We start from the raw sequence: 12462 nt of genomic DNA on the forward strand, positions 1-12462 counted from the left end.
CCCATTTGGGTAAATCGTTTGCGCGCCCTAGCGAGAAGGGCTAGCCACTTTGGTGCGGGTGCCTGTAGCGACATCCAGATACCGCCAGTTGGTGAACTCCACCGGGTGGCGCTTGTAGTTTTTAAGCCACGGTTGGGTCAGGTCGGCGGAGATCACATGGGTCAGCGGCACCCATGGATTGTAGGCCGCAATGAGCGCGTTCATCTCCCGGTACAGTTGCTGGCGCTGGGGAGAATCGCTGAGCGTTCGCGCCTGTTCGTAGCGGATGTTGTAGGCCGGAAGGTTAAAGCGGGCGTAGTTGGCACGCCCGCTGTTGGGGCCGTACAGCAACTGGTAAAAATTCTCGCCATCGGGAAAATCGGCGATCCAGTTACTCTCGAACATTTGCACGGTACCGAGGCGTGACGCCTTGATGATTTCCGTCTTCTTGTCGGTAATGAATTGCACGCGCAAGCCGATGGCATTTAAATTTTTGCGCCACAGTTCGTCGCGCAGGCGGCCACCGGCGGTCGCTTCGCTGTGCATGCGCAGGGTCAGCGCGGTGTTGGCGGGGGTGCGCCGAAAGCCATCGGCATCGCGCTGGCGGTAGCCGTAGCGGTCGAGCAGCGCATTGGCCAGGCCCGGATCATAGGGTACCGGGCTGCGGTAAGCCGGGTCGTAACCGAGCACATTCGGCGGCAGCGGCGACTGCGCCTTGATGGCGAACCCTTTTTTCAATACCCCGATGTCTTCGATGCTGTTGTAGGCCAGCGCAATGGCGCGCCGCAGCGCCAGCCGGTCCTTGCTCACCCCGCCCAGCACGGGGTCGTCCATGTTCATCCACATGTAATAGGTTTGCATCACCGGGAAGCGGTACAGCGTGATGCCGCGCGCCGCCAGCGCCGGTTTGAGCTGGCCGCGCTGGATCACCATGTCGGTCATCGATTCGGGCACTTGCTCAAGATAATCGTACTGGCCATCCAAAAGGCCCAGCATGCGGCCCTGGAATTCTTCGGCGATTTTCACTTCAACGCGGTCGACCAGCGGCAGGCGCTTGCCGGCGAGCGCGCGGGCGATCGCCTGATCGGCGGCAGTGACTGGCTGCGCACTGGTGCCAAACACGGCGCTGGAGGCGGGATTGGCCAGTAGGGTGATGGTGTCGCTGCGCTTCCACTGGCCGATCATGAACGGCCCGGTGCCGACCGGATGGTTGCCGACCTGGTTCGGATACGCCTCGACCACTTCGCGCGCCACCACGCTGGCGGCTGGCGTGGCCAGATAAAACAGGAAATTGCTGTCGGGCGCTGCCAGGGTGATGCGCAGGGTATAGCGGTCGGGCGCGCTGAGGCCGGCAATCGGAGTGCGGTAGCTAAAGCGCTCGCGCAACTGGTCGTCGCCGGCGATCTTGCCTTCGAATAAACTGAGCCAGGGCGAACGGATGGCCGGATCGTACAGGCGCGTCAGGCTGTAGACATAGTCGGCCGCCGTCACTTCGCGCGGTTGACCTTGAAACGCCGGGTCGCTTGTAAAGTAAATCCGCGGGCGAATTTTAAAGGTGTAGATCAAGCCATCGGCGCTGATGGAGGGCATGGCCACCGCCGTGTTTTGCCGCAGCGCCACCGGCCGCGCCAGGTAGTCGTAACGCAGCAGCGGGTCGAACAGGTTTTCCAGCAGGCTCAGCGAAGCGGCATCGGACGCCACTGCCGGATCGAGCGCCGTTTCGCTGGTCGACAAAAACAGGTGCAGCGTTTTCTCGGCCGCGTGGGCGGCGCCGGTCAACAGCATCAGGGCAGCGAAGTGTTTCAGTTTCATGACAGTTCCACGGGGTTCGGCGCCATCATAAGCGAAAGGCGGACGCGGCGGCGAGGCGTTTGCGTGCGTTGACAGATAACTTTTAGGCATGGCCAGCCGGCATAGTTTCATCATGGGCGCCGGCGCTGCGCCTATACTCTCGCTGCACGGCCGTGCTGATGCACGGGCTCAGGCATGTGCTCAGGCATTTGCTCACCCTCGTGCTCACCCTTGTGTTCCCCCTCAGGTAAACAGCGTATGGCTCTCAATTACATCTGGTGCGGCTTTTTTATTGTCGGCTTCATTGCCGCCGTCGGCCAGTGGCTGTTGCTTGGCGACACCGACATTTTCAAGCGCATCATCGACGGCACCTTCGATTCGGCCAAGATGGGCGTGATGGAGATCGCCCTGCCGCTGGCCGGCGTCATGACCTTATGGCTGGGCATCATGAACATCGGCGAAAAAGCCGGCGTGGTCGGCTGGCTGGCCAAAATCATCGCACCGTTTTTCTCCCGTATTTTCCCGGACGTGCCGCGCGAACACCCGGCCACCGGCCACATGGTGATGAATTTCTCGGCCAACCTGCTCGGCCTCGACAACGCCGCCACCCCGTTCGGCCTGAAAGCGATGGAGAGCCTGCAAACGCTCAATCCCGTCAAGGACACGGCCAGCAATGCGCAAATCATGTTCCTGGTGCTGCACACCTCGGGCCTGACCCTGATCCCGCTGGCGATCATGGCGCAGCGCTCGATCCTGGGCGCAAAAGACCCGTCCGACATTTTTATTCCCTGCCTGATCGCCACCTACGTCGCCACCGTCACCGGCATCATTGCCGTCTCGATCCGCCAGCGCATCAATTTGCTCAACGGCGTGGTGCTGTCCTGGCTGGGCGGCATGACGGCGGCAATTGCGCTGATGATCTGGTACTTCACCAATTTTTTGAGCAAGCAGGACATCGAACTGTTCTCGAAGGTGTTTGCCAACCTGGTGCTGTTTTCCATCATCATCGTGTTCATCGTCGCCGCCCTGCGCAAGCAGGTCAACGTGTACGAGGCGTTTATTGAAGGGGCCAAGGGCGGCATCCAGACCTCGCTGACCATCATCCCGTATCTGGTCGGCATGCTGGTGGCGATCAGCGTATTTCGTAACGCGGGCGTGCTCGGCTACATCGTCGACGCCATGAACTGGCTGTTTACTATGCTCGGCATCAACACCGACTTCACCCCGGCGCTGCCGACCGCGCTGATGAAACCGCTGTCGGGCAGTGGCTCGAAAGCGATGATGATCGATGCCATGAAAACCTATGGTGTCGATTCCTTCGTCGGCCGCCTCGCCTGCGTGTTCCAGGGCTCGGCCGACACCACGTTTTATATCGTCGCCCTGTATTTCGGCTCGGTCGGCATCCGCAAGACGCGCTACGCGATTGCCTGCGGCCTGATCGCCGACCTCGCCGGTATCATTGCCGCCATCTTTGTTGCCTACCTGTTCTTTCATTAATTGACAGGAATTCCCATGCTGCTTCGCCTGCTCGCTGCCGCCGTGCTGCTCACCTGCCTGCCGATCACGCAGGCGCAGGCGCAGTTGCCAGAAGTCGTCGCCAGCAAGATGGTGGCCAACAATATTCCGTTCGACGCCATCAGCGTGCTGGTGGTGCGCAACGATGTACCGCTGGTGTCGTTCATGGCCGAGCGCCCCATGCAGCCAGCCTCGACCATCAAACTGCTCACCACCCTGGTGGCGCTGGAAACGCTCGGTCCCGTGTTTCGCGGCCGCACCGAACTGCGCAGCAGCGCTGCCGTGCTCGGCCACACGCTGCAGGGCGACCTGGTACTGCGCGGCGGCGCCGACGCCGATTTCAGCGCAGAAGTGCTGCTAAGCATGCTGCAAACGCTGCGCAACCAGGGCATCGAGCGGATCGCCGGCAATCTGCTGCTGGACCGCTCGCTGTTTGCCCCCAGCCGCAGCGACGTCGGCGTGCCGCCCTTCGATGACGCGCCCGAAGCGTATTACAACGTCATCCCCGACGCCCTGCTGGTCAACAAAAACATGCTGCAGCTCGACCTGCGTTCGAACGGCAGCGCGCTGCGCCTGGCGCTGCAGCCGCAGCTGGACAACGTGGTGCTCGATGCCGACATGCGACTGGTCGACGGCGACTGCGCCAAGTGGGACGACGGCTGGCGCCCGCCCGAGGCGCTCACTGGCAGCGATGGCAAGATCAAGGTGCTGCTGCATGGCAGCTTCCCGAAATACTGCGCAAAAAGTTACAGCATCAACATCGTCGACCGCCAGCACTATGTCGACCGCCTGTTCCGTGCCAGCTGGCGGCGGCTGGGCGGGCGTTTCGATGGCGCCGTCAGCGAGGCGAGCGCGCCAGCCGACAGCGTGCTGCTGGCCGAGCACGTCGCCCGCGCCTTGCCGGAGATCGTACGCGACACCAACAAGCTGTCCGACAACGCACTGGCGCGCACCCTGTTTCTCAGCCTCGGCGCGCTGGAAAGCGACCCGCTGCTGGGCAGCCGGCCGCTGCCCCCGTCGGCGGACACCACGTATGTCAGAGCCGATGCTGCCGTGCGCAACTGGCTGCGCCAGCACGCCATCAACGACGCCGGCATGGTGCTGGAAAACGGCTCCGGGCTGTCGCGCCTCGAGCGCATCAGCCCGGCGCAACTGGGCGCCGTGCTGCAGGCCGGCCTGCGCAGCGACTGGGCGCCAGAGTTGATGGCCAGCCTGCCCATCGTCGGCGTCGATGGCACCATGCGGCGGCGTTTAAAGGACAGCCCGGCGGCAGGACATGCGCGCATGAAAACCGGCACCCTGACCGGGGTGGTGGCGGTGGCCGGCTATGTGCGCGACAGCCGCGGTCAAACTTGCGTGGTGGTGGCAATGATCAATAGCGATCAGGTGAAAAATGGCAAGGGAAGTGCGGTGCTCGATGTGCTGGTCGACTGGGTGGCACGGCTGCAGTGAGGCGGCTGGAGTGATGCGGTGCGGCGGGCAGCAGGGCGACTGCTGCCCGCAGGGTGCTTGTGGCAATTTTCTGTACCAGCTAAATGACCCGCGCATACGACTGCCGCACCCGATCGCGATCGCCGCAATCGTAATGCCACCACTCCGTCGAAATCCCCTGAAAGCCCGCCTGTGCCATGGCATCGCGCAGCAACTGGCGGTTGCCAATCTGACCGACTGTCAGCACGCCCCGTTCCACCATCACCGCTTCCAGCGCCGGATGCGACGCCGCCGTCAAATCATCAAAGCCGGTTCCCATATCGAGTTCCACGCCGTGCTGGTCGACGATGGTCACATCGAGCGCCATGCCGAACGAGTGGATCGAGCCGCGCTCCGGTGCCGCCAAATACATTTGCAGGTCGGTGCCGGCCAGCGCATCCCACAACTGCTGCTGCACGCGCTGCGGGCGCAGGGCGTCGAGCACCAGGATGCGGTGGCTGGGCGCACGCGCGGCCAGATAGGCGACCACGGCGTCGAGCGCGCTGGCGGCATCGGCGTGCAGCCAGGCGCAGTCATGCGGTGAATACAGGTCGCGGCCGACAAAATTGTCGAGGCCCGCATAGCGCAAGTCGATGTCGATGCCGGCAATGCTCGACAGGTGGCGAAAACGGCCGCTGGCAGCGAGGGCGTCGATCGGGATGGGACTGTTCATGGGACTAGGCGGACGTGAGACAGGCGCGCGCAGCGGCGCCGATGCTGTTGGCCAGTTCGCGCGCGCCGTGCGACAGCGGTGCGTGGCTGGCCGTTAATAAAAATAACTGGACGGGAATTTCCGGCGTCCACACGCGCCGTTCGATCTTGTCCAGCCCGGAGGCGGCGGTGAACGGATCGACCACCGCCATGCCGGCGCCCGCCTCCACCAGCGAGCGGGCGATCTGGTAGGTTTGCACCACCGTGTGAAACAGCGGCAGCACGCCCGCTTCCTCGCAGGCATTGACCACCAGTTCACCGAGCGGATCGTTGTCGGCGTGACCGATCCATTCGCCGGTCAACTGTTGCGGCGTAAATGGCAAGTGGCGTTCCGCTGCGCTCCAGCTGCCGCGCCTGGCGATTGCCATCATCGGCCCTGCGGCAATCGCTTCGGCGACGATGCCCGGGTGGCGCGGGTCTTGCAGCGACAGCGCCAGGTCCGCTTCACCGAGCCGCAATGTATTGACGATCTCGCTGGTATGAAAGGTCGCCAGCTCGCAGCGTGTGCTGGGAAACTGCCGGCGCCACGCCGACATCGCTGCCGGCAACACGCTGATCGCAATGGTCGGCGTCGCCACCAGCCGGATGGTTTCCACGACGCGTCCCTTGAGGCTGGCGGCGAGCCGGCGGATGCCCTGTAAATCGCGATGCAATTTTTCCGTTTCGATGAACAGGCGGTGCGCTTCCGGCTTTGGATAGAGCTTGCCACGCACGCGCTCGAACAGGGGCATGCCCAGCTGCAGTTCGGCATGCTGGAGCACCTTGGTCACCGCCGGCTGCGAGATGTGCAACACCTGGGCGGCACCACTGATGGTGCCGACCTGCATGATGGCATGAAAGACTTCGATGTGACGCAGACGCATGGACAGTTCCTCGCTTCGGTGGACCGCACCGGGTCCGCTGAGCCCATGAGCATAGCGGAAAAATTCTGGCGCGATGCGAATGACGTTCGGTGGCGGAAACGTGGGACTGGCAGCGCGGGGTGCCAGTCCCATCTACGCTGGCCGCACCGCCGGTTCAGGGAACGCTGAGCGCCGTGGTCATCACATCAAGCAGCGCCGCCGTCTCCGCATCGGGCGTGCCATCGATGAGCGCCGGCCGGTATTTCATCTGAAACGAGATCACGACGTCGCGCGTGGCCGTATCGAGCTCTGCCGTTTGCGGCGTCGCATAGCCGAACTGCGCCAGCCGCTTTTGAAACCAGCCGATGTCGGGCAACTGCGCCAGGTACACCGGCTTGAGCTCGGTGACCCGGGTGGCGTCCGGCCAGCGGATCAAACCGGCCTGCGCCAGCTGAAACCAGGGGAACATGGGACCCGGATCCTGCTTGCGGCCGGGAGCGATGTCGCTGTGGCCCAGGATATTTTCAGGCGGAATATTATTGCGCGCGACGATGTCCTTGAGCAGCACGATCAAGGCATCGATCTGTTGTTGCGGAAATGGATACCAGGTACGCACGCCGTTGGCATCCACGGTAAAGCCGGGGTTGACGATCTCGATACCGATCGAACTGCTGTTGAGCAGGGTGTAATTCTTCCAGTGGGACACGCCCGCGTGATTGGCCTGGCGCGTTTCATCGACCAGCCGGTAGGTGACGGCCACCGCTTCATTGGTCAGCAGGTAATGGCTGCTGACCCCCTGCTGGGTGAGGATTTTGATCGAATTCGGCAGGTCGCTGACGGTGTAATGGACAATCACGAACTTGGCGCGGCTGCTTTGCGCCTTGGCCGACAGCGAACTGTCGATGCGCGGTCCGGACGGGGTGGCGCAAGCGGCCAGCAACAGTAGTGGCAGCAGGGACAGGCACGATTTAACTGGCAAATTTTTCATTTTTTTGATGAGCAGGGGAAGTCGTTGGCCGCCAGCCTGGCGGCGGCCTGGTGGGCATGACCGACAGTGTGGGTCAATTTGATGGTCTCTGGCAAGGCAGCACGCATGGCTGCGCAGATGGCCGGATGCAAGGTGCTGGCGCGACCGCTGAGCACCACCGGCCGCGGGCCGTAGCGTTCGCTCAGTGCCCGCGCCAGCCGCGCCAGTTCGTCACCGGCGCGGTGCAGGATTGCCATGGCGGCGCCGTCGAACGGGGCGCTGGCGGCCACGGCCAGCGCCAGCCGTCCCACCGCACCGCGTTCCTGGCCATACATGAACTGGCGCGAACGGTCCCAGTCGCTGCCGCCGATGTGGTCGAACACGGCGCGCGCCATGGCCGACTGTTGCCAGGCGCCGGGACACGCGTCTTCGCGTCGCCAGATCAGGCGCAAGGCTTCGCGGGCAATCCAGTAACCGCCACCGCCATCATCGAGCAGCACGCCGCGCCCGCCCGCGCGCTGCAAGACGTGATCGAGGTCGATATACGCGCCGATCGAACCGGTGCCGGCGTAGATCAGATAGCCCTGGCCGGGGGCGAAGCTGTCGAGGTAGGCGATTTCGATATCGCTGCAGAGGGTGACGGCGGCAACCTCGACAGACAGCAAGTCGGCCAGCCACGCCTGCAGCTGCGCGCTGTCGCCGCCCAAGCCGGTCAGTCCGGCGCGCACGCGGCGCGGCGCACCGTGTGCCAGCACCGCCTTGCTGAGTTCTTCAACAATGGCGTACACCCGTTTGCGGCCCGCAGCGCTGGCCATTTGCAAGGCGGACAGGCCGGCCACCACGCCTTCGGCCAGCAGCACGCCATCGGCGCACGCCAGCGCCCAGCGCGTCTGCGTGCCGCCGGCATCGATACCGAGTCCCATGCTGTCCTTGCCGTGCGTGTGCGCCATGGCGTCCCTGCTGCCCGAAATATTCAGGATCATACCGAGTGTACGCCGGCATGGGCAGCCCGGGCATAGCGCTTTAATGCGTCAACATGATGAAAAGTTATGAGGTTCGCTAAAGCTGACATGGGACAGCGACCCTGCGGCGCCAGTCCCACTCATGCAATCGTCCAATCATTCAATCATTCAATCATTCAATCAGCCGCGCTATGACGACGCGGCCTATTTCCCCAGCACGGCCAGCGGCGCACTTTCATTGCCAAGACGGTCGACCGCATTGACGAACACGGCATCGGGCGCGCCGAGCCGGGGATCATCGCTGAGCAGCAAATCATCGGTGGCCACCGGCGTCACGGCAAAACGCCACTCGCTGCCGTAGCGGGTCCAGATGGCATAGGCGCTGTTGGCGCTGCCGGGCGCCAGCTTGAGCCGCACGCCGGCCGCTTCGCGCCTGGCGCGCACCTGCGGCGCACCGGGCACCGTCGCCCCCAGCCACGGCGTCGCCGGCACCAGCGCAGGCGCCAGGTAGTGGCCCGCCTTGAGCTGGTCGGCGATGCCCTTGCGGTTGTCCATCAGCGCAGCCATGCTGAAATGCACGTGACCGCTGGCGCCGGGGCGGCTGCGGGTCACCCCAATCTGCTGGACAATTTCGCCAGGCGCATACTCCTTGGCAGGCGCACCGATGCGGCTGGTGAACAGGCCCGGCCAGATGTGGCGTTGCTGGCGGTTCTGGCCGATCCAGTAATCGAGCAGCACGTCATACGCCTGCCCCTTTTGATCGATGGCCCAGTACAGTTGCGGCGACAAATAATCGAGCCAGCCGTTTTGCAGCCACAGTTCGGCGTCCGCATACAGTTTGTCGTACTGGCTAAAGCCGACGATCCCTTTCGGGCGCAGCGCCGGTTTACCCAGGCCGAACGGGCTGATGCCAAACAGCACCCACGATTTTTCATGGTGAATGCCAGTGTACAGACGCTCGATCAGGGTATTGACGTTCTGGCGGCGCCAGGCGGCGCGCTCGAGTTTGCCGCCGTCGGCCAGATAACGCTGCCACGACGGGCCGTCGGGAAAATCGACTTCGTTCTTGCCGGTGCTGCTCTCGAGCGCCAGCGCTTCGCCGGCGGCGCCAGTGGGCTCGATCGGGTAAGGATAAAAATAATCGTCGATGTGGACGCCATCGATGTCGTAGCGGCGCACCACGTCGAGCACGACGTCGACGGTTTGCTTGACTGCCGCCGCTTCACCGGGGTCCATCCACAAGGCCTTGCCGTAGGCCTTGACGATGGCCGGATTGCTGCGCGAAATATGGTTGCCGGCCACCGCCGACTTCGCCACCGTCTGGCGCGCCCGATACGGATTGAACCACGCATGCAGCTGCAAGCCGCGCGCGTGCGCCTGCGCCACCCAGAACGCCAGCGGATCATAGTACGGCTTCGGTGGCGTGCCCTGCGCCCCCGTCAGGTACTCGGTCCACGGCTCGATGGTGGACGGATAGATGGCGTCGGCGCTGGGACGCACTTGCAGCACGATGGCATTCATGTGCATCGACTTGGCGCGCTCGAGAATGGCAATGGCCTCGGCCTGCTGCTGGGCGCCATTCAGATTCGACTTGCTGGGCCAGTCGATATTGGCCACCGTTGACACCCAGACGGCGCGAAATTCGCGCGGCGCCGGTGGCGGCGTCAGCAGCGCAGTGCCGGGCGCGACGGCAGGGCGGACAGGCGCGCCAACGGCGGGGCCAGCGGTGGCAGGCAGCGGTGGCTTGACCGTGCTGCAGCTGGCCAGCAGGGCGCCAGCGCAAAAAATGGCCAGCGCCAGCGCGCGGCGTTGCGGCTTGAACTGCCGTCGTTGAGAGTTACACTGCACGTCGACTCCTGGAAATGAATGCCATGAGGCGCAGAGCATAAAGCAAGCGCACCATCGATGGCGCCCGCGCGCGCTGCGCGAGAAGTACCGGTTTACTTTTTGCCGAAGCCGGCATCGATGTGCACCAGCGCCGCCATAATAAAGGCGGGGATCGTCATCAGGCAGACATACAGGAAAAAATGCTGGTAACCGAGCAGCTCCTGCATTTTGCCGCTGATCATGCCGGGGATCATCATGCCGAGTGCCATCAGGCCGGTGCAGATGGCGTAGTGGGCGGTCTTGTGCAGGCCGTCCGACACCATCATCATGTACAGCATCATGGCGGTAAAGCCGAAGCCGTAACCGAACTGTTCAAGCGCCAGCGCGGCGCTGATGAACAGCAGGCTGTGCGGCTGGGCGCTGGCCAGGTAGACGAAGACCAGGTCGGGGAGGTGGACGGCAAACACCATCGGCCACAGGCAGCGTTGTAAGCCCAGCCGGGAAATGAGCACGCCACCGGCCAGCCCGCCCACCGTCAGCGCCAGCACGCCGACGGTGCTGTATGCGATGCCGACCTGGGCAGTGGTCAAGCCGAGGCCACCCGCGGCCAGCGGATCTTTTAGAAACGGCACGGCCAGCTTGAGCAGCTGCGCTTCACCGAGGCGGAAGGTCAATATAAAACCGAGGATCAGGCCGATATCGGGTTTTTTGAAAAAGGCGGCGAAGCTGGCAAAAAAGGCGTGCAGGGGATCGCTGCCGGCAACGCTGGGGACATCGGCCGCCGGCCGCGGCAGCGCCAACCGGTGGTACAGCGCGAGGGCGACGAACATCGCCGCCAGCACGCCGAACACCACCGACCAGGCAAAGCCGACGTCGCCCGTGCGCTCGGACAGTTTGCCGGCCAGGTAGACCAGCCCGCCCTGCCCGGCCAGCATGCCGCAGCGATAGAAAGTGCTGCGCACGCCGACGAAGGCGGCTTGCTGCGACTGGCGCAGGCCCAGCATATAAAAGCCGTCGGCGGCGATATCATGGGTGGCCGAGCTGAAGGCCATCAGCCACAACATGGCCAGGCTCATCTGAAAGAACGCGGGCAACTGCATGGTCAGTGCCACCAGCGCCAGCGCCGCGCCGATCAACAGTTGCAGGCTGACGATCCACCAGCGCTTGGTGCGGAACATGTCGACGAAGGGCGACCACAGGGGCTTGATCACCCATGGCAGATACAGCCAGCTGGTGTACAGGGCGATGTCGGTGTTCGACACCCCCATGTCCTTGTACATGACCACCGACAACAGCATGACAACGACATACGGCAGGGCCTGGCCGAAATACAGCGACGGCACCCATCGCCACGGATTGCTTGCCACCTCAGTGGCGGGTTTGCTTTGCATAACACTTTCACGGAATAACGCGGACACGCGATGATACGCACTGGCGGCCGCTGGCGCGGGGCAACACCCGCTTAATGTGCCAGCGCCTGGCGCACGCTGCCGCCCGCCGCATCGAGCCGGGCGCGCGCCAGCGCCACGCTTTCCTGCTGCCGCAGGGCGACGATGGCTACCTTGACGTGAAAATTGCACTGCTCCAGCACGGCGCGCGCGGCCATCTCGTCGGCACCGGTGGCGAACATGGTCAGTTGCACGGCACGCCGGACCAGCTTGGCGTTGGTGGGTTTCAGGTCGACCATCAGGTTGCCGTACACCTTGTGCAGACGCACCATCAGGGCCGTCGAAAACGTGTTTAAGGCCAGCTTTTGCGAGGTACCCGCTTTCAGCCTGGTGCTGCCAGAAATAATTTCCGAGCCGGTATCGAGGGTGACGCCAATATCGGCCTCGTTGGTCAGTGGCGCATCGACATTGTTGGCAAAGCCGACCGTCAGCGCGCCCACCGTGCGCGCCGCGCGCAGGGCGCCCAGCACATACGGAGTGGCGCCGGAAGCGGCCAGCAGCAGCACGATGTCGTTGGCGGTGGGCGCCGCTGCCAGCAGGTCGGCGGCCCCCTGTTCGAGGTCATCCTCGGCCCCTTCGACGGCGACGAACATGGCGCCGGCACCGCCCGCCAGCAGCGCGATGGCGCGCTCCGGCGGCCAGGAAAAGGTGGGGTAGAGCTCCACGCTGTCGAGCACGCCAAGGCGGCCCGAGGTGCCGGCCCCCACATAGATCAGCCGGCCGCCCGCTTCGATGCGCGGCAGCGCCGCCGTCACTGCGGCGGCAAGGCGCGGCGCCGCCAGGCGCACGGCGCGCACGGCAGCCATCTGGTCGTCGATCAGGGTGGTGACCAGCTCGGCGGTGGGATATTGGTCGAGTTCGGCGTGAGCGGCGGACGGCGTTTCGGTTTTGAGCATGGCGTTCTGACGGTGCGGGGATGCCGTCAGTGTAAGCCTAAGCAGGGGCCGCTT

At 64.0% G+C, this 12462-nt stretch carries 10 protein-coding genes; 2 read left to right on the forward strand and 8 right to left on the reverse strand.

The genetic code is table 11. The annotated features are described in order from the left end of the window. Window positions 1–27: 27 nt before the first annotated feature. Complete coding sequence (locus ACP7BZ_RS13635; protein ID WP_426113979.1) at window positions 28–1791, reverse strand: ABC transporter substrate-binding protein; 1764 nt, start codon at window positions 1789–1791, stop codon at window positions 28–30. A 237-nt stretch (window positions 1792–2028) separates the two neighbouring features. On the opposite strand from ACP7BZ_RS13635, the gene ACP7BZ_RS13640 reads away from it, so the two are divergent. Both ACP7BZ_RS13640 and dacB read left to right on the forward strand, forming a co-directional pair. Further along, on the forward strand, window positions 2029–3267 hold the full coding sequence (locus tag ACP7BZ_RS13640) for a nucleoside recognition domain-containing protein (protein WP_426113981.1): 1239 nt from the start codon (window positions 2029–2031) through the stop codon (window positions 3265–3267). Window positions 3268–3282: 15 nt separating this feature from the next. Continuing rightward, window positions 3283–4737: a D-alanyl-D-alanine carboxypeptidase/D-alanyl-D-alanine endopeptidase gene (gene dacB / locus ACP7BZ_RS13645; RefSeq protein WP_426113983.1), complete on the forward strand. Its 1455-nt coding sequence runs from the start codon at window positions 3283–3285 to the stop codon at window positions 4735–4737. A gap of 79 nt (window positions 4738–4816) precedes the next feature. Here dacB and ACP7BZ_RS13650 read toward each other — a convergent pair whose 3' ends face one another. From ACP7BZ_RS13650 to ACP7BZ_RS13680, 7 genes are all read right to left on the reverse strand, one after another. Then, complete coding sequence (locus ACP7BZ_RS13650) at window positions 4817–5428, reverse strand: M15 family metallopeptidase (RefSeq protein WP_426113985.1); 612 nt, start codon at window positions 5426–5428, stop codon at window positions 4817–4819. A gap of 4 nt (window positions 5429–5432) precedes the next feature. Next, the gene (locus ACP7BZ_RS13655; RefSeq protein WP_426113987.1) at window positions 5433–6329 is read right to left on the reverse strand and encodes a LysR family transcriptional regulator; all 897 of its coding nucleotides are present in this window, start codon (window positions 6327–6329) and stop codon (window positions 5433–5435) included. 154 nt (window positions 6330–6483) lie between these two features. Continuing rightward, window positions 6484–7296 carry an N-acetylmuramoyl-L-alanine amidase gene (locus tag ACP7BZ_RS13660; protein ID WP_426113989.1) on the reverse strand — a complete coding sequence of 271 codons (813 nt, stop codon included), beginning with the start codon at window positions 7294–7296 and terminating at the stop codon, window positions 6484–6486. After that, entirely contained in the window at window positions 7293–8225 is a 933-nt protein-coding gene (locus tag ACP7BZ_RS13665) for an N-acetylglucosamine kinase (RefSeq protein ID WP_426113991.1), read from the reverse strand. The genes ACP7BZ_RS13660 and ACP7BZ_RS13665 overlap by 4 nt, the downstream gene beginning before the upstream one ends. Before the next feature lie 216 nt (window positions 8226–8441). Continuing rightward, a complete protein-coding gene (locus ACP7BZ_RS13670) occupies window positions 8442–10085 on the reverse strand; it encodes a glycoside hydrolase family 10 protein (protein WP_426113993.1) in 1644 nt (547 codons plus the stop codon). A 92-nt stretch (window positions 10086–10177) separates the two neighbouring features. Further along, a complete protein-coding gene (locus ACP7BZ_RS13675) occupies window positions 10178–11455 on the reverse strand; it encodes an MFS transporter (protein WP_426113995.1) in 1278 nt (425 codons plus the stop codon). 71 nt (window positions 11456–11526) lie between these two features. Then, window positions 11527–12408: an N-acetylmuramic acid 6-phosphate etherase gene (locus ACP7BZ_RS13680; RefSeq protein ID WP_426113997.1), complete on the reverse strand. Its 882-nt coding sequence runs from the start codon at window positions 12406–12408 to the stop codon at window positions 11527–11529. Between the last annotated feature and the right edge of the window lie 54 nt (window positions 12409–12462).

The sequence above is a fragment of the Massilia sp. PWRC2 genome (genome assembly GCF_049896725.1).
In the GTDB taxonomy this organism is placed as follows: Bacteria; Pseudomonadota; Gammaproteobacteria; order Burkholderiales; family Burkholderiaceae_D; genus JAFCUW01.